Source organism: Micromonospora ferruginea (assembly GCF_013694245.2).
GTDB classification, from domain to species: Bacteria; Actinomycetota; Actinomycetes; order Mycobacteriales; family Micromonosporaceae; genus Micromonospora; species Micromonospora robiginosa.
Map to the genome: position 1 here is coordinate 2,328,259 of NZ_CP059322.2, position 24,324 is coordinate 2,352,582.

A 24,324-nucleotide genomic window follows, 5' to 3' on the forward strand; every position below is an offset into this window, starting at 1 on the left:
CGCGCACGATCGGGGTGGAGTCAGATCCGTCGTCGGCCGTACGTGCCGGCGACGATGGCCACGCCGATGGCGGCGAAGACCACCTGGATCAGCAGCTCGATCCAGTCGATGCCGTTGGTGTCGGCCACGTCCAGCGCGCCGGCGACGGCCGTGCCCAGCAGGGCCGCCACCACGCCGATGACGAGGGTGAGCCAGATCGGGATGTTCTGCTTGCCCGGCACGACCAGGCGGCCCAGGGCGCCGATGATCAGACCGATGATGATGCCGGAGATGATGCCGCCGACGTGCATGGTGGTCGCCCTTCCAGGGGGTGGGTTGTCGTCGCCCGGCTGATTGCCCAAGGCAACGAAACGCGAAACCCCTCGGCGGCGGGCTGGCCCGACGGCCGCCGGCGGGGTGTGATGGACGGGGCATCCCGGCGCACCCGAGGAGGACGCATGGCAGACGGACCGGTGTTGGTCATCGGCCTCGACCCGGCCCGGATCCCCGGCTGGGACCCGGCACCGGTGGTGGCCGCCATCGCGCGCGGCCACGCCCGCTTCGCCGAGCACGGGATCGAGGCCGACCTGTGCCTGACGGCGACCGACGCGGCCGCCGAGGCGGAGATCGCGGCGGCGCTGACCCGCCGGCGGTACGCCTGCGTGGTGGTCGGCGGCGGCATCCGCAAGCACGAGCCGTTGCTGGAGTTCTTCGAGCAGGTGGTCAACCTGGTGCACCGGCACGCCCCCGACGCGGCCATCGCGTTCAACAGCACGCCCGAGGACACCGTCGACGCGGCACTGCGCCGGCTCGGTTAGGGGGTGTCCCGCAGCGGCCACACCTCGACCACGCCGCCGGCGACGGCGCACGGGGTGCCGGACACCAGCGCGATCGCCTCCTCCATCGACGCGGCCTCGATGACGGCGAACCCGCCGACCGGCAGCGCCGAGGTCAGGAACGCCCCCGCCCGCACCTCGGCGCCCGCGCCGTCGTGGTTGCGCACCTGCGCCGGCGGGCCGGCGACGCCCATCCGCACGCCGGCCGCCCGCAACCGTTCGTCGTGCGCGTGGGCCGCGTCGCGTACCGCGGGGTCGGTGCGGTCGTAGCCCTCCTGGTCGCCGTACCCGATGGTGATGAACGTCGGCATGGGTCGGTCCTCTCGTCGCGTGCGCGGCCTTCGACCTGCCTACCACGCGCCGGGCCGCCGCGCCGCGCGTCAGCCGCCGACGGCGCGCACCCCGGCGGGCGCCTTCCTCGTCACCGCCGCCCGAGCCATCGATTGACAACGATATCGAAGCGTCCGTAGCGTGGGGCCGGCGAACGCCGAGGGCAGGCCTTCGTCACCACCGGTGTCCGGGTCCCGGTCGGTCACCCCTCTCTCCCCCACCGTGTCGCGTGCCGAGGTGGCCGTGGCGACGCGTGGCCCACGAACCGGAGGCACCGATGATCCGAAGATTTCGACTGGTGAGCGCCGCGACCGCCGCCATGGCGGTCCTCGTCGCCGCGGCGACCCTGGCCACCGGCCCGGCGAGCGCCGAGTCCAACGGCGGCGTACGGGTGATGCCACTCGGCGACTCCATCACGGACGGCTTCAACGTCCCCGGTGGTTACCGGATCGAGCTGTGGCGCAGGTTGGCGGCGGACAACTACCGCATCGACTTCGTCGGCTCGCAGTTCAACGGTCCGAGCAGCCTCGGCGACCACGACCACGAAGGCCACTCCGGGTGGACCATCGCCCAGATCGACGCCAACGTGGTCAACTGGCTGCGGGCGACGAACCCCCGCACCGTGCTGCTGCACATCGGCACCAACGACATGTACGGCGACACCAGCGGGGCGCCGGCCCGACTGGCCGCCCTGGTCGACCGCATCACCACGACGGCACCCAGCACCGAGCTCTTCGTCTCGACGATCGTCCCCAAGTCCGGTGCGGACAGTCAGGTCCGCGCGTACAACGCGGCGATCCCCGACATCGTGAAGAGCCGGGCCGACGCCGGGCGCCGGGTGCACCTGGTGGACATGTACGCGGCACTCACGCCGAGCGACCTGGCCGACGGGGTGCATCCCAACGCCGGCGGCTACAACAAGATGGCCGCGACCTGGTACAACGCGCTGCGATCGGTGCCGGGCAGCATCAGCGACGGCACCCCACCCACCAGCGCGCCGCCCACCACCACCCCGCCGACCACTCCCCGCCGACGACTCCCCCGCCGGCCGGCGGATGTCGGGTCGCCTACACGGTCAACGCCTGGAGCACCGGTCTCACCACCGCCGTCACGATCACCAACACCGGCGGCTCGACCGTCAACGGCTGGGCCCTGGCGTTCACCCTGCCGGGCGGGCAGACGATCACCAGCGGCTGGAACGCCACCTACGCGCCGACCAGCGGGGCGGTGACCGCGCGCAACGTCTCCTACAACGGGACCATCGGCGCGGGCGGCTCGATCGACATCGGCTTCCAGGCCACCCACACCGGCAACACCGGCCGGCCCGCGTCGTTCAGCCTGAACGGCGCCCCCTGCGCGATCGCCTGATCGCACCCGCCGCTCGGGTGGACGGCCGGCGCGTCACCGCCGTGGCGCGCCGGCCGCTCATCCGGGCGACGGGCGGTGCAGGCGGGTGGCGGCGAGCGCGGCCCCCGCGAGACCGGCGGCGGTGCAGGCCAGCACGCCCGCCGCGCCGGCACCGGCGGCGAGCACGCCGGCGGCGCTGGGGATGAGCACCTGACCGAGGCGGTTACCGGTGAGCCGCAGCGACATGGCGCGCCCGCGCAGCCCGGCCGGGGCCACCTCGGCCAGGAACGACATGGTCAGCGGCTGGCCCGCGCCCAGGCCGAGCCCGGCCACCGCGACCACCACGAGCAGCGCCGGGAACGGCAGGGGCGGCAGCAGCAGCCCGAGGCCGACGGCGGCCAGCGCGACGGTGCCGACCAGCAGCGCGCGGCGGCCGACCGCGGCGACGAGCCGGCCGAGCAGCAGCCGGGACGTCATCGACGCGAGCGCGCGTACCGTGAGCAGGAGGCCGATCGAGCCGGCCGCGATGCCCCGCTCGGCGCCCAGCGCCGGCAGGTAGACCAGGGTGATGTCGACCGCCGCCAGCACGACGCAGCTCACCGTGAGCGCGCGCACCATCCCGGGCCGGCGCAGCAGCGCACCCACCCCGCCGGCCGCCCGGTCGGCGGTCGCCGCCCGGTGGTGCCCGGACGGGCGGAGGTACGCCGCGACGGCCAGCAGCGGCACCGCCACCACGGCGGCGCCGACGAAGATGGCCCGGGTGTCCGGGATGGTGCGACCCCCGCCGAACAGGACGATCAGGCCGGGCCCGAGCGCCTGCCCGAGCGAGGCGGCGAACGTGTAGTAACCGAACGCGGCGTCGTAGCGGTCCGGCGGGGTGCGGTTGGCGACCAGGGCCTGCTGCGCCACCACCGCGCACAGGTGCGCGGTGCCGAGCGCCATGCTGGCCAGCACCAACCCGAGCACGGAGCCGGCGAGCAGCACGAAACCGAGGCCGGCGGCGGCCAGCAGCGCCGAGCCGACAAGCGTGACGCGCCGCTCGCCGAACCGGTCCACCGCCTGCCCGGACGGCACCGCCAGCAGCAGCGGCACCACGGCGAAGCTGGCCCCGAGCACGCCCAGCCAGGCGCCGGGCACCTCCAGCTCCAGCGCCCGGTACGCGGCGGCCGGACGCAGCATGAAGGTGACCGCCTGCACGACGACGGTGTGCGTGAGCAGGAGCGCGGTCTGGGCGCGCCCGGGGCCGGGCGACGCGGTGTGCGCCACTCAGTCGGCTTTCACCGCGAGGACCGGGCACGGCACCCGGAGCAGGATCTCCTGCGCGGTCGAGCCCATGATCAGTTTCCCGACCGGGGTGCGGTGCCGGATGCCGATCACCACCATCGACACGTCCTCGGCGGTCGCCAGGTCGACGATCTCCTCGGCCGCGTCCCGGCCGCGCACCAGTTGCCGGACCTCGTGCGGCACCCCGGCGGCGACCAGTTCCCGGACCACCCGGTCCAGGTCCGGCTCACCGGCCAGCCGCGGATCGACGTACGCGTCGCCGCGGGAGGTGTTCAGCACCAACACCCCCTCGTCGCGCAGCCGGGCCTGCTCGACCGCCGCCCGCAGCGCCGCCTCGCCCGGCGGCGAGGGAACGTAGCCCACCAGGATCGTCATGCCGTCACCGACCCTTCCCGCAGGGGTCGCACCACGAACCGCGCCAGCAACGGCCAGGCGAGCACCACCGCGATCACGGCGTACACCAGCCAGGACACCCAGCCGCCGACCAGGCCGTGCAGCTCGCCACCGGAGAGCTGCAACGCCCGGCGGCCCTGCAACTCGGCGCGCGGGCCGAGGATCACGCCGACCACCAGCGGCAGGATCGGCAGCCCGAAGCGGCGCATGCCGAACCCGAGCAGGCCGAGGGTGAGCAGCAGGAACAGGTCGAACGGCTGGGCGTTGACCGCGTACGCGCCCATCGAGGCGAAGAAGACGATGCCGGCGTAGAGGTAGGGGCGGGGAATCCGCAGCAGCCGCGCCCAGGCCGGCGCGAGCGGCAGGTTGAGCACGAGCAGCATCAGGTTGCCCACGAACAGGCTGGCGATCAGCGTCCACACCAGCGCCGACTCGCGGGTGAACAGCAGCGGGCCGGGCTGGATGCCGTACTGCTGGAAGCCGGCCAGCATCACCGCGGCGGTGGCGTTGGTGGGCAGTCCCAGCGCGAGCATCGGCACCAGCGTGCCGGCGGCGGAGGCGTTGTTTGCCGCCTCCGGCCCGGCGACGCCCTCGATCGCGCCCCGGCCGAACTCCTCCGGATGCCGGGTCAGCTTCTTCTCCGTGACGTACGACAGGAAGGTGGGGATCTCGGCGCCGCCGGCCGGGACCGCGCCGAACGGGAAGCCGAGCGCGGTGCCGCGCAGCCACGGCTTCCAGGACCGCCGCCAGTCCTCCCGGCCCATCCACGGCTGGCCGACCGGGATCACCTCGCCGGCGCGTCGCCGCAGGTGCGCGGCGATCCACAGCGCCTCGCCGACGGCGAAGATGCCGACCGCGACGACGACCACGTCGATGCCGTCGGCGAGCTGCGGCAGGCCGAGGGTGAGCCGCTGCTGGCCGGTCTGGTCGATGCCGATCACACCGATCACCAGGCCGATGAGCAGCGAGGCGAAGCCCCGGATCCGGGAGGCGCCCAGCACCGCGGTGACCGCCACGAACGCCAGCAGCATCACCGCGAAGTAGTCCGGCGCGCCCAGGCTCACCGCGAACGCCACCACCGGCGGCGCGACCAGCACCAGCAGCAACGTCGCGATGGTGCCGGCGACGAACGAGCCGATCGCGGCGGTGGCCAGCGCCTGCGCGGCCCGGCCCGCCTTGGCCATCCTGTTGCCCTCGATCGCGGTGACCACCGACGACGACTCGCCGGGGGTGTTCAGCAGGATCGAGGTGGTGGAGCCGCCGTACATGCCGCCGTAGAAGATCCCGGCGAACAGGATCAGCGCCTGGGCCGGCTCCATGCCGTAGGTGACCGGCAGCAGCAGCGCCACGGTCATCGCCGGACCGATGCCGGGCAGGACGCCGACGGCGGTGCCGATGGTGACGCCGAGCAGCGCGATCAGCAGGTTCGTCGGGGTCAGCACGTGGCCGAACCCGTCGAGCAGGGCGGAGAGGCTGTCCATCTAGAGGATCCCTTGCAGCACGCCGGCGGGCAGGTTGACGCCGAGCCCGATGGCGAAGGCGTAGAAGGTGGTCAGCGACAGCGCGACCGCGATCACCAGGTTGCGCACGTGGTGCCGGTTGCCCAGCGCGAACGCGGAGCCCCAGAACAGCAGCGCGCCGCTGATCACCCAGCCCAGCGGCTCGATCAGCACCGCGTTCACCACGAACGCCGCGATCAGCAGCAGCACGGTGCGCCAGTCGATCGGGCTGCTCAGGTCGACGTCCTCGCCGCCCTCCGGCTCACCGGCGCCGCCCCGATGGACGTCCACCGCGTAGATCGCCGCGACCACCAGCAGCAGCGCGCCGAGCAGCATCGGCACCGGTTTCGGCCCGACCGGGTCGGCGGCGTTGAGCGCCCGGCCGATCCGGGCGGCGTCCACCAGCACCAGCGCGCCGAGCACGGCGAGGAACGCGCACACCGCGTACTGCGCGCGGTCCGGCCGGGCCGCGCCGTCGGCCGGTTCGGCGCCGTCGGCCGGTTCGGCGGCGGGCGTCGGGCCGGGTTGCGCCGGGATCTCGGGTACGCCCGGGGGCCGGGACGGCGGCTCGCCGTCCCGGTCCGGTCGTGTCGACGTGCCGGTCATGCCAGTCCGAGCTGCTTGAGCAGCTCGGCCACCGAGGTGTCCTGCGCGGTGAGGAACGCGCCGAACTCGTCGCCGGTGACGAACGCGTCGGTCCAGCCGCGCTTGGCCAGCTCGGCCTTCCACTCGGCGGACTCGTGCATCCGGGTCAGCGCGTCGATCCAGACCTTCTTGTCGGCGTCGCTGATCCCGGGCGGGGCGACGATCCCCCGCCAGTTGGTGAACACCAGGTCGATGCCGGCGGACTTCAGCGTGGGCACGTCCTTGAGCGCCTCGATCGGCGCCTCGCTGGTGACCGCGAGGACGCGGAGCTGACCGGCCTCCACCTGGTCGAGGAACTCACCGAAGCCGCTCGCGCCGAAGGTAACCTTGCCGCCGAGCACCGCCGGCAGCAGCTCGCCGCCGCCGTCGTAGGAGACGTAGTTGACCTGGCGCGGGTCGATGCCGACGGTCTTGGCGAGCTGCATCGGCAGCAGGTGGTCCGGGCCGCCGGGTGACGAGCCGCCGCCGACCGCGATCTTCTTCGGGTCGGCCTTCCACGCCGCCACCAGATCGTTGATCGTCTTGTACGGCGAGTCCTTCGGCACCACCACGGCGCCGGCCTCCTCGATCATCTTGGCCAGCGGCGTGGTCTGGATCAGCGTCGCCGCCGACTTCGAGGTGTAGGAGGCCCCGACCACGCCCAGCCCCATCTGCATGGCGAGCTTGCCGTTGCCCTTCTCGTTCACGGTCCGTTGCAGGCCCACCGTGCCACCCGCGCCGGGCAGGTTGAACACCTGCACGCCGGTGGCGATCTTGGCGTCCTCCATCACCTTGGCCGCGGTCCGCGCCGTGGTGTCGTACCCGCCGCCGGGGCTGTTCGGCACCATGATCCGCAGGCCGGCGACCGGCTTGCCGTCCTCGCCGGGCTCGTCCTGCCCGGCGGTGGCGCCGCACCCGCCCAGCGCGAGAGCCGTCGCCATCGCGACGCCCATGACCAGCACACTTTTCCTGGTTGCCATCATGTTTCTCTTCCGTTTCGAATGAGTCCGGCGGCAAGATGATGGCTCCCGGTCGGGTCGCCCGTCTGCGTTGTGTCACCAGCGGAAGTTGAGGTCTTTGTGGTCACGGTCACGCCCCGGCGTACGCTCGCCGGGCAGCTCCTGATCCTCCAGCTCGCCATCATCCTGGTGGTGCTGGTGGCGGTCGCCGCCGTGTCCCTGGCCCAGTCGGCGGCGACGTTCAACCGGGTCGAGGGCCGCCGGGTCGCCGCCCTCGGCGAGCAGCTCGCCGGCAACGCGCTGCTGCGCGACCGGCTCAACCGGCCCGCGCCGGGCGAGGCGATCGCCCCGCTGGTGCAGAACACGCTCACCCAGTCCGGCGTCACCTCGGTGACCGTCGCCGACGCCCGGGGCCGGGTGGTCAGCTCGACCGACCCGACGCTGGTGGGCGGCCCGCTGGTGCTCGGCGACCCGCGGGTGACGCGGGGCCGGAGCTGGTTCGGCGAGCTGGAGCTGGGCAGCTCGCGGGAGCTGGTCGCCCAGGTGCCGGTGCTCGGCGCCCGGGAGGAGAACCTGGGCCGGCACCTCGGCGTCGTGGTCATCGGCGAGGCGTCGCCGAGCTGGTGGCAGCGGCTGGTCGGGGCCTCGTCGTACCTGTTCACCTACCTGGGCATCGCCAGTGCGCTCGGCGTGCTCGGGTCCTGGCTGCTGGCGCGTCGGATCAAACGGCAGACCCTGGGGTTGGAGCCGCGTGAGATCGCCGGCCTGGCCGAGCACCGGGAGGCGCTGCTGCACGGCATCGCCGAGGGGGTGATCGCGCTGGACCCGCAACACCGGATCACCCTGGTCAACGCGGTCGGCCGACGCCTGCTCGACCTGCCCGAGCACTGCCTCGGCCACAGCCTCGCCGAGCTGCGGATCAACGGCCGGCTCCGGGACGTGCTGGCCGGGGCCGGCGGCGGCGTCGCGCCGGACCAGGTGGTGGTCCGGGGCGGCCGGGTGCTGGTGATGAACCGGACCCCGGTCACCAAGGACGGGCGTCGGCTCGGTTCGGTCACCACCCTGCGCGACCGCACCGAGCTGGCCCGGCTGGAGCAGGAGCTGGGCTCGTTCCGCAGCACCACCGAGCTGCTGCGCGCGCAGACCCACGAGTTCGCCAACCAGTTGCACACCATCTCCGGGCTGATCCAGATCGGCGAGCACGACGAGGTGGTCCGCTACGTGGACACGCTCAGCCGGCACCGCGCCTCGCTGGACCTGACCGTCACCAGCCGCATCCACGACACCGCGGTCGCGGCGCTGCTGATGGCCAAGTCGGCGGCCGCCGCCGAACGGCGGGTGGAGCTGCGCGTCTCCGAGCGCACCGGGCTGGACCGGCTGCCGCCGGAGGTCGCCGCCGACGTGGGCACCGTGCTGGGCAACCTGGTGGACAACGCGGTCGAGGCGGTGGCCGGGGACGCCGCCACCGGCCCGGCCTGGGTCGAGGTGGAACTGCGCCAGGACACCGCCTCGGTGGAGATCGTGGTCCGTGACAGCGGTCCCGGCGTCGCGCCCGAACTGGCCACCGAGGTGTTCACCCACGGCTTCACCACGAAGGCCGCCGAGGGCGGGGAACGCGGCATCGGCCTGGCGCTGACCCGGCTGGTGTGTCACCGGCGGGCCGGCGAGGTGGCGGTGACCAACACCGACGAGGGCGCCATGTTCACCGCCCGGATGTCGACGTTCCCGACCGCGCCGCAGGGGGCCCGATGATCGACGTGCTCGTGGTCGACGACGACTTCATGGTGGCCCGGATCCACCGCGGCTTCGTCGAGCGGATCCCCGGCTTCCGGGTGGTCGGCACCGCCAGCACCGGCGAGGAGGCGGTGGCCGAGATCGACCGGCTCCGCCCCGGCCTGGTCCTGCTCGACCTCTACCTGCCCGACATGTTCGGCCTCGACGTGGTCACCCGGATCCGCGCCGCCCGGCACGACTGCGACGTGCTGGTGATCAGCGCCGCCCGGGAGGCCGAGGCGGTGCGCCGGGCGGTCCGCTACGGCGCGGTCAACTACCTGCTCAAACCGTTCGGCTTCGACGAGCTGCGGATCCGGCTGGAGCAGTACGCCGCCCGCCGGACCGCGCTGCGCGCGGCGGTCGTCACCGACCAGGCCGACGTCGACCGGGTGCTCTCCCGCGGCGGCGCCGTCGCCGCCGTCCCCACGCTGCCGCGCGGCCTGAGCGCGGAGACCGCCGAGCTGGTGGAACGCGCGCTGCGCGGGCACGACGGGACGCTGTCGGCGAGCGAGTGCGCCGACCGGGTCGGTATCTCGCGGGTCAGCGCCCGCCGCTACCTGGAGCACTTCTCCGGCAGCGGCCGGGCCGAGGTGACGCTGCGCTACGGCGCCGCCGGCCGCCCGGAGCGCCGCTACGCCTGGTTGCCCTGACCGGTGGGGGCGGTGGCCGTCCGGCCACCGCCCCCACCGTGGGCGTCGATCAGGACGGCGTGCCGGTCACCGTGAAGTTCCGGGTACGACCGACGTTGTCGAACGAGCCGAAGCCCACCCGCCCCGAGGTGAACGTGGTGTCCTTCGCGGTCATCAGCGGATCCTTGTGCCCGTCGACGTAGACGGCGATCTCGCCGGTGGCGGGCAGGTGCACCACCCGCACGTCGTGCCACTTCGCGTCCGTGACCGCCGGGTTGGCGCCCCGGGAGCGACCGTTCCACTGGTGGTCGATGCGCTCCCGGTCGGCGTTGTCGACCTTGAAGATGCCGTTGTGCGGATAGATCGTGTTGTCGGTGGACAGGTGCGCGTAGTAGTACTGCGTGTCCGACTGCCAGCCGAACACGACGATCACGTCGCGGTTGGTCACCTCGACCGGGGTGTCCAGGCGTACCTTCGCGTCGATCCGGACCGACGTCCAGGCCGGGCCCTTGGTCAGCACCGCGTACTCGAAGGGACGCCGCGGGCCCGGACGGGCCTCGCCGGCCTCGGCGAGGACGACCTGGTTGCCCTCGAAGCGCCACTTCGACGGCGTCACCGGCGCCCAGTTCCGCGCGCCCCCGGTGTTGGTCACCCGGGTACGGCCGACGTCGCCGTCCGCCACCGTCCTGGTGCCGACCACCTTCCAGATCTTGCCGTTGGCCTTGGCCACCAGGTAGATCTCCCCGGCCGCGTCGGTGCCGAAACGCAGGTCGACGCGGTTCGGGTCGCCCGGCGCGCCGGGCGCGGAGAGGTCCCGCATGCGGACCAGGTCACCGGCGGGGGTGTAGAGCGCGAGGCGGTGGATCTCGGCGAGCCCGCGACCACGCCGCATCTCGTCGGCCTCGGTGTAGAGGACGCTGCCGTCGACCAGGTCGCCGAAGAGGTACTTGCCGGTCAGTGCCGGCAGCGCGCGACCGCGGTAGACGAAACCGCCGGCCACCGCGACCCCGACGTCCGACGTGCAGTTCCAGTCCGCGGCCGGGTCGTGGTCGTACGCGGCGACCGGATAGGTGTAGCCGTACCTCGCGTCGTCGGCGGGCAGCGGGTAGAGCTTGTCGCACGGGTTGGTGGCGGTCTTGTCGAAGACCCAGTTGCCCTCGCGCTCGCTCCAGCCGAAGTTGTCGCCGGCGCGCACCTCGTAGATCGACTCGACCGCGTGCTCGCCGATGTGACCGAGGTACATCCGGCCGGTGGCCCGGTCCCAGGAGAACCGGTGCGGGTCGCGGAAGCCGACCGCGTAGATCTCGCCGAGCGCCCCGGCCCGCGAGACGAACGGATTGTCGGCGGGGATGCCGTAGCGGCCGTTGGGGGCGTTCGTCCCCCGCGGGTCGATGCGCAGCAGCTTGCCGTGCGGCAGGCCCATGTTCTGCGGGTCGCCGTTGCGGTAGCCCTGGCCGCCGTCGCCGACGGCAAGATAGAGCATCCCGTAGTCGCGGTCGCGCGGCGTCGCGGTCGGGTTGAAGTTGATCTCCTGGACGCCGTGGATCTGGCCGGCGAAGCCGATGCGCAGCAGCTCACGGTGGGTACCGGCGAACGTGTCGGCGGCCGGGTCGGTGGCCGTCCACTCGGTGATGACGGCCTGGTAGATGGTGTTCGGCTGGGCGTAGTCGGGCGTCCGGGTGGCGAGTGTCGCCTGCTCGGTGTGGATGGTGTAGAAGCGACCGTTGCGCCCGAACTCCGGGTGGAACGCGACGTAGCCGAAGCCCTGGCCGAGACCGCGGCCGGAGAAGAACTGCGGCGCGAAGGTGGCGGCCACGTCCAGGTAGACGTGCGGCACGCCGTCGCGGACCAGGTAGAGGTTGCCGTTGAGGTCGGGCACCGCGCGGCGGCCGGAGCGGTCCGGCAGCTCGCTGATCGTGTTGATCCGCGCCTTGCGGACCAGCCGGTTGTCGACCGGGACCGGGTTCGGGGTGGACTGCGGGAAGTCGGCGTACTCCTGGAGCACCAGCCCGGTGCGGGACTGGGTGGGGGTCTCCGGGATCGGGTCGTAGACCGCGCCGGCCGCCCGCGCGGGCGCGCCGACCAGGGTGGACAGGACGAGGGTGGCGGCGGTGACGCCGGCGGTGAGCACGGCTCTGCGGAGCCGGCCGGCGCTGCCACGGTGGTGGGACACGCGGTTCTCCTTGTCGGTGGGGCGGGTCATCGGCTCATCAGCCGGTACTGCGCGGCGACGTCGCGGGCCGGCACGACGGTGTCGAGGAACATCAGGCCGTCCATCCGGCAGTCGCACGGGTTGCGTTCCAGGGTGTCCTGCGGGAAGCTGCCGCCGATCTTGATGCCGCGCGGGTCGGTGGCGCTGGTGACGTGCGGGCCGGGGCCGCTCAGTTGCCAGGGGTCGCCGGCGGTGGTGTAGAAGCCGTCGACCGGCCGGCCGTCGCGGTAGAGCGCCATCGTGCCGCGGGTGAAGTCGAACGTGGCGGCCAGGTGCACCCACGTCCCCTTGGGCAGCAGCGTGCGCCAGTCCTCGCTCGCGGCGAAGGTCTGCGAGGCGCCGCCGTCGACGCGCCGGCCGAGCGCGACCAGGCGCAGCTCACCGTTCACGTCGATGAGTTCGAGCAGCGCCCGGACGCCGTGCCCGTCGGAGTCGCCGGTGAGCAGGCCGGCCAGCCCGATGGCGTTGTAGCGGTCGGTCGGGTCGGCGGTGGTGGAGTTGGGCGCGGGGCCGTCCATCTCGCGCTTGAACCAACCCATCACGGTGGCGCCGCCGGTGGCGGCGAACGGGCGCAGCGTGCGTACGCCGCTCGCGGACCAGGTGCCGGCCTTCCAGTCGTCGTTGCCGGTGGCGTCCGGCGCGACCTGCCGGGTCTGCAACGCCCGGCCGCTGCCCGGGTAGGCGCGGTCCGGCACCCGCATGGCCGCGCCGCCGTTGACCAGCTCGATCTCGGTGCCGGATCGACCCTGGTCGCGTTCCAGCGCCGGGTCACCCGCCACCGGGTGGTCGAAGTCGTAGGAGGCGACCAGGTGTGGCCGCAGGGCGGGGTGGACGTCGCCGGAGGCGGGCCGGCCGGCGGCGGCCGGGCTCGTCGCGGCGAGCAGCGTCGTCGCCAGCGCGGCGACGGCCACGGCGGCGACGCGTCGGGGTCTTCTCATGGTGGTGGTGCTCCCTTCGTCGGTGTGAGGTGGTGTCGAAGGTGGATCACCAAGCTGCGAAAGCGCTTACGTAAGCGCTTTCGTACCCTATGCTTGTCCCCACGCCCCAGGCAAGAGCGCGGCGCGGATCAATGCCCCCAGCAGGAGTTCGTCGATGCCCCGACCCGGTCCACGGCTACGCCTCGCCGACGTCGCCGCGCGCGCCGGCGTCTCCCTCGCCACCGCCTCCCGCGCGCTCGCCGGCCGCGACGGCGTCAGCGAGGAACTGGCCCGGCACGTCCGGGAGGTCTCCCGCGAGCTGGGGTACGTCGCCAACCCGTACGCCCGCACCCTGGCCGGCGGCGCCACCTCCACGGTCGGGCTGATCGTGCACCAGATCGACGACCCCTACTTCTCCGAGATCGCCAGCGGCGTCATCGAGGTCGCCGCCGAGCAGGGCCTGCTCGTCCAGATCGCGCACTCCGGCCGCGACCCGGAGAACGAGCTGCGCCAGTTGCGGCACCTGATCGCCCAGCGGGTCGGCATCATCCTGATCGCCGGCTCCGGCTACGACGACCCGACCGTCGAGGCGCAGGCCCGCGACGAGCTGGCCGGCTTCCAGCGCGGCGGCGGCCGGGTGGCCGTGGTCGGTCGGCACGCGCTCGGCGTGGACGCCGTGGTGCCCGACAACGAGGCCGGCGGTCGCGCCCTCGGCGCGCACCTGCTCAGCCTCGGGCACCGGCGGATCGCGGTCGCCGCCGGCACGCCCGGCCTGACCACCGTGGCTGACCGGCTCGCCGGCGTGGTTGCCGCGCTGGCCGCCGCCGGGCACTCCCCCGACGCCCTGTCGGTGGTGCACTCCGACTTCACCCGCGACGGCGGCCGGGTGGCGGCCGAACGGATCCTCGGCACGTACCCGGAGAGCACCGCGATCGTGGCGCTCAACGACGCGATGGCGATCGGGGTGCTCTCCGTGCTGCGCTCCCGGCGCATCCCGGTGCCGGAGCGGATCTCCGTGGTCGGCTTCGACGACGTGTCGGTCGCCGCCGACCTGGCGCCGAGCCTGACCACCGTACGGCTGCCGATGACCGAGATGGGGCGGATGGCCCTGCAACTCGCGCTGAAGCCCCGGGCGACCCGGCCTCGCCGTCGCTCGACCGGCCACACGCTTGTCGTCCGCGACTCGACCGGCCCCGCGCCGGCGCCCTGACCCGCCGCCGGCGACTCGGCACGGCCGGGGCCCCGGCAGGCCGGGGGTTCGGCACGGCCGGCGGCACGGCCGGGCGGGTCAGGTCGTCGGCAACCAGGCCAGGGTCGTCAGCCCGGCCAGGGCGGTGGCCTTCAGGCCGGCGTCGGAAACCGTCCAGAGCACCCCGTCGACCACCAGCGACCGCCGGATCCGCATGCCCCACTCCGCGCCGTCGGCCACCGACGGCGGATGCGTGACCGTGCCGGCCACGGTGAACCCGTCGGCGCCCACGCGCAACGCCAGCACCTCGCCGCCCGGCGCGCCCCGGCCGACCTCGCCGCCGGCCCGGTCGGCCACCACACCCGGCCGCATCACCGGGAGCACCACCAGGCGCTCCGGCGCCCACCAGAGGAACGCGTGCGGGTCGAACTCCGCGTCGGACCAGCCCTGCGCGACGTGGTGCCGGGCGATCCGGTTCGGCCGGGCCGGGTCGGCGACGTCGAACAGCGACAGCTGGAGGCCCTGGATCCGCCCCCGGTCGGTCGCCTCCTGCCCGACGCCGAGCAGCCGACCGTCCCCGGCCGGGTGCAGGTACGACGAGTAGCCGTTGACCTTCAGCTCGCCGGTGACCCGGGGCCGCGTCGGGTCCCGCAGGTCCACCGGGTAGAGCGGGTCGGTCTGCCGGAACGTCACCACGTAGCCGGTGGGTCCGAGGAACCGCACCGCGTAGATCCGCTCCCCCCTGCCCAGGCCGGTGACCGCACCGACCTCGGTGAGTCGCGCGCCGTCGGTGCGCAGCACGTGGACGCCGGAGACGGAGTCGCCGCCGCGACCCCACCGGTCGCCCGTGGTGGTGGCCACCCGCAGGTGACCGTCCCACTCGGACAGCGCGTACTGGTTGATCAGCCGGCCCGGCACGGTGCCGGCGGCCACGTAGCGCGGCGTGCCCGCCGCGACGTCGAACTGGTAGATCTCGGTGGTGTCGTCCAGGCGGCCCGCCGTCCGGGCCGGGAACCGCCAGCGCTGGTCGTTGGTGAGGTAGAGGCGCGGGCCGCTGCTGTAGACGGTGTCCCCGTCCGCCGCCACGGTCACCGGGTCGCCGGCACCGAGGGCGCTCACGCCGAGGTCGAAGCTGAGCACGGTCACCAGGGAGGCGCCGGAGAACCCGGCCGGTCGGCTGAGCCGGTCGCAGCCGACCCGCCCGGAGACGGTGCGCCCGTCCGCGGTGACCTGGTAGCGGGGCAGCCAGTCGTCGAGCGTGGCCTTGTCGATGACGGCGCGGTTGGCGGCGGTCCGCTGCGCGTCCGTGGCCTTCGCCGGTTGCGGGAAGGCCAGCCGGGGCGTGGACCGGACCACCACCCGGGTGGTCGCACCGACCTGCCGGGCGTCGACGAGGCGCCCGTCGATCCGGTAGTCGCCGACGATCCTCGGTGCGCCGGCGAGGTCGACCAGGACCAGCCGGGCCTGCGGAGCGCCCGGGGCAACCCGCCGCTTCGTCGCCGCCGGTCCGGCGACCCAGCGGTCGGGGAGCAGCACCAGCGCCCGGTCGCCGTGCAGCAGCAGGGTGGACTCGCCCCCGGCGTATCCCCGTGGTCCGGTGGACGGGTCGAGCGCCAGCCGCCCGGTCAGCCGGCGGCTCGCCGGGTCCACCACGGACAGCACGCCCCGGGAGACCGTGACGATCCGCCGGCCGTCGGTCTTCACCAGGTCCGGTTCGTCCACTCCGGCCTCGTGCACGGTGGTGCCGGAGAAGCCCGTCGCCGAGCCGCTCGCCGCGTCCTTCGCGGCCCCACCGGCCCGCTCGGCCGCCGCGTACGGCATCACGTCGCCGTCCACGCCGAGGCCCCACGGGCCCACCGCCGCCTTCGCCGCCGTGCGGAGCTGCCGCAGCGCGTCGTCGCAGGAGTCGAACGCGACCAGCCGCAGGCCGGCGGTCGGCCCGCCCCGGTCCGGGGGCGCCGGCGGGGCGGGCGGTTGCGCGGTGCAGCCGGCCAGGGTCAACGCGGCGACCGTCGTCCAGCCGACGGTCCGGGATCTACCACCAGTCATGGACCGTCAGACGTGGCCGCGCCGGGCGCGGTTCCCCCGCCGGGGACTCAGCCGCCGGCCATCGCGCCGAGCACGATGAACGGCTCCTTGCCGGCGACCACCTCCTCGGGCAGCGGCTCGTCCGGCGGCTCGTTCGACAGGTCCAGCTCGCAGGCGTAGAAGCGGACGAACGGGCGGCGCTCGCCGCTGTGCCGGTCGCGGATCGTGCCCAGCAGCATCGGGTACGCGGTCTCCAACGCGTCGAGCACCTCGCGCTGGGTGGGCGGCCCGGCCACCTCGACGCGGACCTCGCCGGTGACGTGCGCCAGGTTCTTCAGGTGGGCCGGCAGCACGACCCGGATCACGGCAGCACCTGGACCTCGACGGAGAGCACCGCGGGCAGGTCACGCACGATGGGCGCCCAGTTGTCGCCGCCGTCGGCGGAGTGGTAGACCTGCCCGCCGGTGGTGCCGAAGTAGATCCCGCACTCCTCGTGCGTGTCGACCGCCATCGCGTCGCGCAGCACGTTGACGTAGCAGTGCGACTGCGGCAGCCCGTTGGTCAGCGGCTCCCACTGCTCGCCGCCGGTGCGGCTGCGGTAGACGCGCAGCTTGCCGTCCGGCGGGTAGTGCAGCGAGTCGCTGGTGATCGGCACCACGTAGATCGTCTCCGGCTCGTGCGCGTGCACCGCGATCGGGAAACCGAAGTCGGTCGGCAGGTCGCCGCTGACCTCCCGCCAGTTCGCCCCGGCGTCGTCGGTGCGCATCACGTCCCAGTGCTTCTGCATGAACAGCGTGTCCGGCCGGGACGGGTGCTGGGCCAGGCGGTGCACGCAGTGCCCGACCTCGGAATCCTGGTCGGGGATCTCCCCCGAGCGCAGCCCCTTGTTGATCGGCAGCCAGCTCGCGCCGCCGTCGTCGCTGCGGAACGCGCCGGCCGCCGAGATCGCCACGTAGATCCGGTCGCGGTCGGCCGGGTCGAGGATGATGGTGTGCAGGCACATCCCGCCGGCGCCGGGCTGCCAGCTCGGGCCGGTCGGGTGCTGGCGCAAGGCGGTCAGCTCGGACCACTTCTGGCCGCCGTCGGTGGAGCGGTAGAGGGCGGCGTCCTCACCGCCGGCGTAGACGGTGTCCACGTCGTGCCGGGACGGCTCCAGGTGCCAGATCCGCTTGAACTCCCAGGGCCGGGGAGTGCCGTCGTACCAGAGGTGGTCGCCGACCTCGCCGGTGTAGGCGAAGTCGTTGCCCACCGTCGTCCAGTTCCGGCCGCCGTCGTCCGAGCGCTGGATGAGCTGCCCGAACCAGCCACCGGACTGGGACGCGTAGAGCCGGTCCGGCTCGACCGGGGAGCCGGTCAGGTGGTAGACCTCCCAGCCGCCGAAGTGCGGCCCGTCGACCGTCCAGTCGGCGCGCCGCGCGTCCGACGTCAGGATGAACGCGCCCTTGCGCGTGCCGACAAGTACTCGTGTTGATGTCACGTCTCGTCCTCCGTTCGACCGTTCTCCAGGTCCGACCGTGCGCCGCGCCGAAACTCATCGCTGTCGTACTCCCCGGGTACGACAATCGGCGTCCGCGCCGGTGGCGGCAAGGCCGCCGCGCCGGGGAGTCCGGTTGTCGGTGGGGGCCGCTAGCCTGCGCGCATGACCGGGCCCGGAGACGTTCCACAGGCGTACCTCGACCGGCTGCGGCCGGTCTGCCTCGACCTGCCCGAGACCTACGAGGAACCGGCCTGGGTGGGGACCCGCTGGCGGATCCGCAGGCGCACGTTCGCCCACGTGTGCACCGTCGACCCCGACCACCAGGCGGCGTACGCGCGCGCCGCGGGGACCGACGGGCCGATCTGCGTGCTGACGTTCCGCTGCCCCGGCGACGAGATCGCCGGCCTGCTCGCCGCCGGCCCGCCGTTCTTCAAGCCGGACTGGGGCGCGGACGTGGTGGGCATGGCGCTCGACGACACGACCGACTGGGCCGAGGTGGCCGAGCTGCTGACCGAGAGCTACTGTGTGCTGGCGCCGAAGAAGCTGGCCGCCCGCGTCGACCGGCCGGGGTGAGCCGCCGGCCCGGTCAACCGAGCTTCTTGCACAGCGTCTCGAACGCCAGGTCCGTCCGGCGCGGCAGGCCGAAGCGCTCGTCGCCGTAGGGGAACGGGCTCCGCTCGCCGGTGCGGGCGTAGCCGCGCCGCTCGTACCAGGCGATCAGGTCCTCGCGCTGGACGATCACGGTCATCCGCAGCTCGCCGGCGTGCCAGGTCTCCCGGGCGTACCGCTCGGCCTCGGCGAGCAATTCCCGGCCCAGGCCGCCGCCCTGGTGGCCCGGGTCGACCGCGAACATGCCGAAGTAGGCGTGGTCGTCGCGGCGCTCCACCTGGCAGCAGGCGACCAGCCCGCCGTCGCGCTCCGCCACCAGCACCACACCCGCCGGCGCGGTCACCGCCGCGGTCACCATCTCCGGGTCGGTGCGCTGCCCGTCGAGCAGGTCCGCCTCGTGGGTCCAGCCGGCCCGGGCACGGTCGCCCCGGTAGGCCGACTCGATCAGGTCGACCAGGGCGGGCACGTCGGCGGGCCGGGCGGTACGGAAGGCGGGGCTGGTCATGGCGCTCTCCACGGTCGGGACGGCGTACCGGGTCAGCGTACGCAGGCCGGGTCGCGGCGTCGGCACGGGACGGCCGGGACCGGCGGGACGTGGTTGACTGCCCGGCATGGAGGCCACCGTCGGGGCGCTCGACCTGCCGGCGACGCTCGACCTGCCGGGCGGGCCGGTCCGGGGCGGGCTGGTGGTGTTGCACGGCTCGCACGCCGACCAGCGGTCCTTCTACCTCTACCAGCACCTGGCGCGGCTGCTGCCCCCGGCCGGCGTGGCGGTGCTGCGCTACGACCGCCGCCGGCGCGTCGGCGGCCACGACGTGCCGCTGGCCGACCAAGCCGAGGACGCCGCCGCCGCGGTGACCGCGCTGCGCCGGCACGTCGGCGCGGCGCCGGTCGGGTTGTGGGGGTTCAGCCAGGGCGCCTGGGCGGCGGCGGTCACCGCCGCCGCGCACCCGGTCGACTTCCTGGTCCTGGTCGGGTGCAGCGGCGTCAGCCCGGCCGCGCAGATGCGCCACGGCACCGCCGAGCAGTTACGCCGGCACGGCCACGGGCCGGCCGACGTGGCCGAGCTGGCCCGGCTGCGCGAGGTCGCCGAGGGCTTCCTGCGCGGTGACGTGCCCCGCCCGGTGGCGCAGGCGGAGCTGGACGCCGCGCGGCGGCGGCCGTGGTTCCCGCTGGCGTTCCTGCCCGACGAGCTGCCGGCGACACCCGGCACCTGGGCGGACATGGACTTCGACCCGGCGCCGGTGTTCGCCCGGCTGACCGGCCCGGTGCTGCTCTGCTACGGCGAGACCGACGGGTGGATCCCGATCGAGGAGAGCCTGGCGGTGTGGCGGCGGACGGCCCGCGAGGCCGAGCTGACCGTGGCCCGGCTGGCCGGCTGCGACCACGCGCCCACGCTCGACGGGCGCGAGGATCTGGCCGGCGTCAGCCCGCACTACGAAGCCGTCCTGCTCGACTGGCTCGACCGGCGGCTGCCGCCGGCCCGGTAAACGCGTCGCCGGCGGCCGGCGCCGCCGCTACGCTCCCGGCCATGACCGCCGCCGAGCTGCCCACGTTCGAGTTCGCCTTCCCCGGTCCGCTGCGCGACCAACTGGTCGCCGCCGTGCTCGACGGCACCAAGACCAGCACCACCGGGCTGCTCCAGGACTACGAGATCGACGGCGAGCCGCTGCCGGAGGTCGGTACCCGGTTCTCGGTGATCGACTCCGTCGGCCGGGCGGTGGCCGTGATCGAGCTGGTCGAGGTCCGCGTCGCCCGGATCGGCGACGTCGACCTGGACCACGCCCGGGACGAGGGCGAGGGCTACGCGTCGGTCGCCGCCTGGCGTTCCGGTCACGAGGACTACTGGCACGGCGACGACTATCGGGGGTGGCTCGGCGATCCGGCGTTCACTATCGACGACGACACGCCGGCCGTGCTGGAGCGCTTCCGCCTCGTCGAGACGGTCGGGGCGACGCCGCTCAGTCCAGCCACCACGCCTGCATGTCCGCCCCCGCCGGCGTGAAGCGCAGCAGCGTCGCCACGACGCCGGCGACGACGCCGGCCAGCAGCAGCGTCCGCAGCCCGCGCGGCAGCGACCGCCGCTCCCGGGCCAGCAGCATCACGCCGTAGCCGGCCAACAGCGGGCTGGCCAGCCCGGCGAGATAGAGCAGCGCGGTGAGGCCGTAGAGCCACATGAACGGATTCCAGCCGTGCATGCCGAACGGCACCAGATCCTTCGGGTCGTACGCGCCGGTGCGCAATTCCGCCGGGCCCGCGTCGGCCGACACCATCCGGCCCCACCAGAGCGCGGCCACCGCGAGGAACGCGACCACCAGCGCCACCTGCGCCACCGCGATGGTGCGGGCCAGCGGAGGACGGCCCGGCAGGGAATCGACGGTCATGGACGCAGCCTAACCGGAATTGAGGGGCAAGTCAGGGGTTGTTCGCCGAACCCCCTGAGCAATAGCGCATTCCTTGCCGGGCCGACAATTCCGCGGCTACTTTTCTCGACGTTGCGCTCACGCACCGCCGCGAAGGAGAGCACCCGTGGACCTCACCCTGACCTTTGACAACGCGTACGCGGCGCACGCCGCGGTCGTCATGTCGACAGTCGCCGAGTCGAACCCGGGCGAGAAGCTCCGGTACTGGCTGGTCGCCGCCGACGACGTGCCGGCGAGCGCCCGCACCACGCTCACCCGCATCGCCGGGCCGAACGCCACGGTGGAGTTCCTCCGGGTGGACGCCGCCCAGGTGAACCTGTCCAAGGGCAGCGACCCGCTGATGGCGTACCTGTCGCCGGCGATGTACCTGCGGCTGCTGGTCCCGGCGGCGTTGCCGGCGGACGTGCACCGGTTGCTCTACCTGGACTGCGACACGATGTGCCTGAACAGCCTGAAGCCGCTGTTCGAGGTGGACATGGGCGGCGTGCCGCTGGGCGGGGTGCGGGACCCGTTCAACCGCCGGCTGCTGGACATGGGCGGCATCCCGGGCCTGGCCGGCTACGACCACCTCGACCCGTACGCGCACTACTTCAACTCGGGGGTGCTGCTGATCGACGTGCCGCGCTGGAAGGAGTGCGAGGTGACCGAGGTGTCGCTGGACTACCTGCGCCGGCACGCGCACGAGTCCCGCTACCCGGACCAGGACGCGCTCAACTTCGCGGTGCACGGCAACTGGCTGCGGCTGCCGTACCGGTGGAACGACCTGATGGCCTGGCGGCGGGAGCCGGTGTTCGGCGGCAAGCTCACCGACTCGTCGATCATCCACACCGCCGGCCCGGTGAAGCCCTGGCAGCCCGGCTTCCCGCAGGGCGCCCGGCGCGACCTCTACTGGCAGCACCGGCGGCGCAGCGGCGGCGGTCTCGGGTCGACGCTGCGCCGCTGACCCTCGCGGGCACGACGAACGGCCCCGCCACCGGGATCGGTGGCGGGGCCGTTTCACGTCGTCGGGCGCCTAGGGGCCGGGCACCGCCCAGCGCAGGCCGGCCGGGTCCCGGAACACCACCCCGACCGGCGGGGCGCCGTTCGGGGGTTCGAGCGTCGCGCCGGCCGCCAGCGCCCGCTGCACGAGCAGGTGCGGATCGGCCGGGGCGAGCGGCAGCGGGCCACCCGGACCGCCCGGGTCACCCGGGCCGTCGGACCACTCGCTGACCGTCAGCAGGTGGCCGTCGACCACCAGTTCGGCGTGCAGGACGCGGCCGTCCAGCAGGCACTCCCGCTGCACCGGCACCGCCTCGAAGACCGCCGCGTAGAACGCGGTCACCGTGGCCACGTCGGTCACCGTCAGGTGCGCACCGTTGCGCGGATCCCCGACGCCCATCGCGTTACCGCCTCTCGTTCACTCCGCGATACGGGTACGGCCGGTCCAGCGGAACACCGCGGGCGCGCCGTCGACGACGCCGGCCGGATCCCGCTCGAAGTGCTCGTAGCCCCCGTAGTGCCGTACCTTGATCTTGGATTCCACCGGGGACACCCGGTGGTTGCGCAGCTCGACCGGCAACGTCGCCGGGCCGCCCTCCAGCACCGCCTCGACGATGCCGGTGGCGTCCGCGCCTATCTGGTGGGCCGTCAGCGGCCAGGTGGTCCGGTCGTCATCGTTGACGAAGGACGTCGCCGTCCGGACGGCCGGGGCGGGATCGGAAGAAGCTGTCATGGCACGACCTCCGTCGTTCGTCGTTCCGCCTCGCCGTGCGCGCGCCGCAGGCGCCACGCGCGAGCGCGGGCGGATCACCGCCGGTTCCGCCGGGACGGAACCCGAGGCGATCTCCCGTGCGACTCGAACGTAATCCGGATCACACCACCGAAGTACCCTTAGCCGCCCCCTACCGGGGCCTACTCCCAGCGGAACAGCCGGGTGGCGAGCAGGCAGCCCAGGACGGCGGTGCCGGCCAGCACGAGCAACTGCGACACGGCCGGGTTCTGCCCGGCCCACGCGGCGGAGATGGTGTCCACGGTGGCGCCGAGCGGCGAGTATTCCCCGACGCGGGCCAGCACGGTGGGCATCTGGTCGCGGGGCAGCCACGCCCCGGCCAGGAACAGCAGCGGGAAGAACAGGGTCGGGCCGATGGACTGCGCCGACCGCGCCGAGGGGGCGAGCGCGGCGATGAGCAGGCCGATCGAGAACAGGCAGGCCACCCCGAGCAGGAACGCCAGCACGAAACCGGGCACGTTGGCCGGCGCCGGCTGGTCCAGCAGCAGGCGTACGCCGATCGCGGTGACCACCGCGCCGGCCACACCCATCGCCAGGTTGACCACCACCTGGGCGATGAGCAGCAGCGCCGGGCTGACCGGGGTGGTGGCCAGCCGGCGCAGCACCTTGCGTTCCCGGTAGATGCCCAGCGCCATGGGCAGCGTGAAGAGCGCCAGCATCCCGATGGTGAGGGACAGCGCGATGGACGGCAGGAAGGTCAGCTCGCCGTGCTGCCCGGGGGTCGCCTCCTGGCGGGCGCCGCGCTGCGGCAGGCCGAACACCAGCATCAGGCCGAGCGGCAGCGCGAAGACGAAGAACAGCGAGACCGGCTCCCGCAGGAACAGCTTGGCCTCGACGGCGACGAGCTTGGACAGGGCGTTCACGATGACCTTCCGTCGAGCGCCGGCGGGGTGGCCGGGTGGCCGGTGAGGGAGACGAACGCGTCGTCCAGGGTGGGCTGGTCGACCCGGAGGCCGGCGTAGCGGATCTTGCGTTCGGTCAGCGCCGACAGCACCGCCTGCAGCACCTCCTCACCGCCGGTGACGGTGACCTCGTCGCCGTCGCGGCGGACCGAGCTGACCTCGGGCAGCGCGGTCAGCAGGGCGTCGTCGAGGTGGTCGAGCGGGCGGAGGTGCACCCGGTGCTCGGCGTCCACCCGGGACATCAGCCCGGCCGGCGTGTCGATGGCGACCACCCGACCGGCGTCGATGAGCGCGAGCCGGTCGCAGAGCCGCTCGGCCTCGGCCATGAAGTGGGTGACCAGCACGACCGTCACGCCGCGGTCGCGGATCCGCTCGACCAGGTCCCAGGTGTCGCGGCGGCCCTTCGGGTCCAGCCCGGTGGTCAGCTCGTCGAGGATCGCGATCTCGGGGCGGCCGACCAGCGCCAGCGCCACCGACAGGCGCTGCTTCTGGCCGCCGGAGAGCTTGTGGAACGCGGTGTCGCGCTGCTCGGCCAGCCCCAGGTCGGCCAGCAGCTCGTCGATGTCGGCGCGGTTGCGGTAGAAGGACCGGTAGAGGTCCAGCGCCTCGCGTACCCGCAGCTTGTCGGGGAGCTGGCTCTCCTGGAGCTGGGCGCCGACGCGCTGGCGCACCTCGGTGCGGTCGCGGATCGGGTCGAGCCCGAGCACCCGCACCGTGCCGCCGTCGGCGCGGCGCAGGCCCTGCACGCACTCCACGGTGGTGGTCTTGCCGGCGCCGTTGCGGCCGAGCACGCCGAAGATCTCGCCCTGCTCCACGGTGAACGAGACGTCGTCGACCGCCACCTTGTCGCCGTACCTCTTGTGCAGGTGCTCGACTTCGATGACCGGCATCTGGCGGGTTCCTCCGTCGGGGTCCGGGTGCCGCCGGCGTGTCGCGGCGTCGGGTGCGGGCAGGGACGACCCACGCGGCGGGCCGACGCCGCCCATCATCCGGGCAACCGAGGCGCGGTTCAACCCATCGGCCGACGAATCGGGGTGTACGGCCGATCGCCAGGGGTGTCAGCCGGTCACCCGGCGTGTCGCCGGGCGTCGCCGGCCGCAGGGGTGGTCCGCTCCCGGGCGACCCGGTTACGGTCGGTTCGCCGCC

Annotated in this window: 26 protein-coding genes and 1 pseudogene; 9 read left to right on the forward strand and 18 right to left on the reverse strand. The window is 73.7% G+C overall.

Annotation, left to right across the window (positions count from 1 at the left end; translation table 11 throughout):
- Positions 1-20: 20 nt before the first annotated feature.
- Positions 21-290, reverse strand: a complete 270-nt coding sequence (locus tag H1D33_RS10345; RefSeq protein WP_181568274.1) for a GlsB/YeaQ/YmgE family stress response membrane protein — start codon at positions 288-290, stop codon at positions 21-23.
- 147 nt (positions 291-437) lie between these two features.
- Here H1D33_RS10345 and H1D33_RS10350 point away from each other — a divergent pair, with 147 nt between their 5' ends.
- Positions 438-797, forward strand: a complete 360-nt coding sequence (locus H1D33_RS10350) for a hypothetical protein (protein WP_181568273.1) — start codon at positions 438-440, stop codon at positions 795-797.
- Here the strand turns inward: H1D33_RS10350 and H1D33_RS10355 are convergent.
- Positions 794-1,126 (reverse strand): YciI family protein, encoded by a 333-nt coding sequence (locus tag H1D33_RS10355; RefSeq protein ID WP_181568272.1) that lies wholly within the window; start codon positions 1,124-1,126, stop codon positions 794-796. The two genes, H1D33_RS10350 and H1D33_RS10355, sit on opposite strands and share 4 nt — an antisense overlap.
- 296 nt (positions 1,127-1,422) lie before the next feature.
- On the opposite strand from H1D33_RS10355, the pseudogene H1D33_RS10360 reads away from it, so the two are divergent.
- Positions 1,423-2,513, forward strand: a pseudogene (locus H1D33_RS10360) (cellulose binding domain-containing protein).
- A 57-nt stretch (positions 2,514-2,570) separates the two neighbouring features.
- Here H1D33_RS10360 and H1D33_RS10365 read toward each other — a convergent pair.
- From H1D33_RS10365 to H1D33_RS10385, 5 genes are read right to left on the reverse strand one after another with little or no spacing between them, the layout of a single operon-like run.
- The gene (locus tag H1D33_RS10365; protein ID WP_220138677.1) at positions 2,571-3,758 is read right to left on the reverse strand and encodes an MFS transporter; all 1,188 of its coding nucleotides are present in this window, start codon (positions 3,756-3,758) and stop codon (positions 2,571-2,573) included.
- A complete protein-coding gene (locus tag H1D33_RS10370; RefSeq protein ID WP_181568271.1) occupies positions 3,759-4,151 on the reverse strand; it encodes a universal stress protein in 393 nt (130 codons plus the stop codon).
- The gene (locus H1D33_RS10375) at positions 4,148-5,650 is read right to left on the reverse strand and encodes a tripartite tricarboxylate transporter permease (RefSeq protein ID WP_181568270.1); all 1,503 of its coding nucleotides are present in this window, start codon (positions 5,648-5,650) and stop codon (positions 4,148-4,150) included. Before H1D33_RS10375 ends, H1D33_RS10370 begins: the two co-directional genes overlap by 4 nt.
- The gene (locus H1D33_RS10380; RefSeq protein ID WP_181568269.1) at positions 5,651-6,274 is read right to left on the reverse strand and encodes a tripartite tricarboxylate transporter TctB family protein; all 624 of its coding nucleotides are present in this window, start codon (positions 6,272-6,274) and stop codon (positions 5,651-5,653) included.
- On the reverse strand, positions 6,271-7,272 hold the full coding sequence (locus H1D33_RS10385) for a Bug family tripartite tricarboxylate transporter substrate binding protein (RefSeq protein WP_246411457.1): 1,002 nt from the start codon (positions 7,270-7,272) through the stop codon (positions 6,271-6,273). Before H1D33_RS10385 ends, H1D33_RS10380 begins: the two co-directional genes overlap by 4 nt.
- A 99-nt stretch (positions 7,273-7,371) precedes the next feature.
- On the opposite strand from H1D33_RS10385, the gene H1D33_RS10390 reads away from it, so the two are divergent.
- Complete coding sequence (locus H1D33_RS10390) at positions 7,372-9,003, forward strand: sensor histidine kinase (RefSeq protein ID WP_181568267.1); 1,632 nt, start codon at positions 7,372-7,374, stop codon at positions 9,001-9,003.
- Complete coding sequence (locus H1D33_RS10395; RefSeq protein WP_181568266.1) at positions 9,000-9,674, forward strand: response regulator; 675 nt, start codon at positions 9,000-9,002, stop codon at positions 9,672-9,674. Before H1D33_RS10390 ends, H1D33_RS10395 begins: the two co-directional genes overlap by 4 nt.
- Positions 9,675-9,723: 49 nt before the next feature.
- Here the strand turns inward: H1D33_RS10395 and H1D33_RS10400 are convergent, their stop codons facing one another.
- Both H1D33_RS10400 and H1D33_RS10405 read right to left on the reverse strand, forming a co-directional pair.
- Positions 9,724-11,826, reverse strand: coding sequence for a PQQ-dependent sugar dehydrogenase (locus H1D33_RS10400; protein ID WP_246411455.1), 2,103 nt, complete (start codon positions 11,824-11,826; stop codon positions 9,724-9,726).
- A 26-nt stretch (positions 11,827-11,852) separates the two neighbouring features.
- Complete coding sequence (locus H1D33_RS10405; protein WP_181568264.1) at positions 11,853-12,803, reverse strand: LamG-like jellyroll fold domain-containing protein; 951 nt, start codon at positions 12,801-12,803, stop codon at positions 11,853-11,855.
- A gap of 154 nt (positions 12,804-12,957) precedes the next feature.
- Between H1D33_RS10405 and H1D33_RS10410 the strand changes: the two genes are divergently transcribed.
- The gene (locus tag H1D33_RS10410) at positions 12,958-13,992 is read left to right on the forward strand and encodes a LacI family DNA-binding transcriptional regulator (protein WP_181568263.1); all 1,035 of its coding nucleotides are present in this window, start codon (positions 12,958-12,960) and stop codon (positions 13,990-13,992) included.
- Positions 13,993-14,070: 78 nt separating this feature from the next.
- Here H1D33_RS10410 and H1D33_RS10415 read toward each other — a convergent pair whose 3' ends face one another.
- Genes H1D33_RS10415 through H1D33_RS10425 form a run of 3 tightly spaced genes read right to left on the reverse strand, consistent with a single transcriptional unit; the run spans position 14,071 to position 17,476 of the window.
- Positions 14,071-16,020, reverse strand: coding sequence for a beta-propeller domain-containing protein (locus H1D33_RS10415; RefSeq protein ID WP_181568262.1), 1,950 nt, complete (start codon positions 16,018-16,020; stop codon positions 14,071-14,073).
- 47 nt (positions 16,021-16,067) lie between these two features.
- Positions 16,068-16,364 carry a MoaD/ThiS family protein gene (locus tag H1D33_RS10420; protein ID WP_181568261.1) on the reverse strand — a complete coding sequence of 99 codons (297 nt, stop codon included), beginning with the start codon at positions 16,362-16,364 and terminating at the stop codon, positions 16,068-16,070.
- Positions 16,361-17,476 (reverse strand): WD40/YVTN/BNR-like repeat-containing protein, encoded by a 1,116-nt coding sequence (locus H1D33_RS10425; protein ID WP_181568260.1) that lies wholly within the window; start codon positions 17,474-17,476, stop codon positions 16,361-16,363. The genes H1D33_RS10420 and H1D33_RS10425 overlap by 4 nt, the downstream gene beginning before the upstream one ends.
- Positions 17,477-17,638: 162 nt before the next feature.
- Between H1D33_RS10425 and H1D33_RS10430 the strand changes: the two genes are divergently transcribed.
- Positions 17,639-18,049, forward strand: coding sequence for an MmcQ/YjbR family DNA-binding protein (locus H1D33_RS10430; protein ID WP_181568259.1), 411 nt, complete (start codon positions 17,639-17,641; stop codon positions 18,047-18,049).
- A gap of 13 nt (positions 18,050-18,062) precedes the next feature.
- Here the strand turns inward: H1D33_RS10430 and H1D33_RS10435 are convergent, their stop codons facing one another.
- On the reverse strand, positions 18,063-18,590 hold the full coding sequence (locus H1D33_RS10435; protein ID WP_181568258.1) for a GNAT family N-acetyltransferase: 528 nt from the start codon (positions 18,588-18,590) through the stop codon (positions 18,063-18,065).
- A 106-nt stretch (positions 18,591-18,696) separates the two neighbouring features.
- Here H1D33_RS10435 and H1D33_RS10440 point away from each other — a divergent pair, with 106 nt between their 5' ends.
- Together H1D33_RS10440 and H1D33_RS10445 are read left to right on the forward strand one after the other, a co-directional pair.
- A complete protein-coding gene (locus tag H1D33_RS10440; protein ID WP_181568257.1) occupies positions 18,697-19,575 on the forward strand; it encodes an alpha/beta hydrolase family protein in 879 nt (292 codons plus the stop codon).
- A gap of 41 nt (positions 19,576-19,616) precedes the next feature.
- Positions 19,617-20,090 carry an ASCH domain-containing protein gene (locus H1D33_RS10445; protein ID WP_181568256.1) on the forward strand — a complete coding sequence of 158 codons (474 nt, stop codon included), beginning with the start codon at positions 19,617-19,619 and terminating at the stop codon, positions 20,088-20,090.
- Here the strand turns inward: H1D33_RS10445 and H1D33_RS10450 are convergent.
- On the reverse strand, positions 20,047-20,469 hold the full coding sequence (locus H1D33_RS10450; protein WP_181568255.1) for a hypothetical protein: 423 nt from the start codon (positions 20,467-20,469) through the stop codon (positions 20,047-20,049). The genes H1D33_RS10445 and H1D33_RS10450 overlap by 44 nt on opposite strands.
- Before the next feature lie 145 nt (positions 20,470-20,614).
- Here H1D33_RS10450 and H1D33_RS10455 point away from each other — a divergent pair, with 145 nt between their 5' ends.
- The gene (locus H1D33_RS10455; protein WP_181568254.1) at positions 20,615-21,451 is read left to right on the forward strand and encodes a glycosyltransferase family 8 protein; all 837 of its coding nucleotides are present in this window, start codon (positions 20,615-20,617) and stop codon (positions 21,449-21,451) included.
- A gap of 69 nt (positions 21,452-21,520) precedes the next feature.
- Here H1D33_RS10455 and H1D33_RS10460 read toward each other — a convergent pair whose 3' ends face one another.
- From H1D33_RS10460 to H1D33_RS10475, 4 genes are all read right to left on the reverse strand, one after another.
- The gene (locus H1D33_RS10460; RefSeq protein ID WP_181568253.1) at positions 21,521-21,886 is read right to left on the reverse strand and encodes a VOC family protein; all 366 of its coding nucleotides are present in this window, start codon (positions 21,884-21,886) and stop codon (positions 21,521-21,523) included.
- 18 nt (positions 21,887-21,904) lie between these two features.
- Positions 21,905-22,219 carry a DUF5988 family protein gene (locus H1D33_RS10465; RefSeq protein ID WP_220138676.1) on the reverse strand — a complete coding sequence of 105 codons (315 nt, stop codon included), beginning with the start codon at positions 22,217-22,219 and terminating at the stop codon, positions 21,905-21,907.
- Between the two features lie 179 nt (positions 22,220-22,398).
- A complete protein-coding gene (locus H1D33_RS10470) occupies positions 22,399-23,139 on the reverse strand; it encodes an ABC transporter permease (protein WP_181568252.1) in 741 nt (246 codons plus the stop codon).
- Positions 23,136-24,068 carry an ABC transporter ATP-binding protein gene (locus tag H1D33_RS10475; protein ID WP_181568251.1) on the reverse strand — a complete coding sequence of 311 codons (933 nt, stop codon included), beginning with the start codon at positions 24,066-24,068 and terminating at the stop codon, positions 23,136-23,138. The genes H1D33_RS10470 and H1D33_RS10475 overlap by 4 nt, the downstream gene beginning before the upstream one ends.
- Positions 24,069-24,324 lie beyond the last annotated feature (256 nt).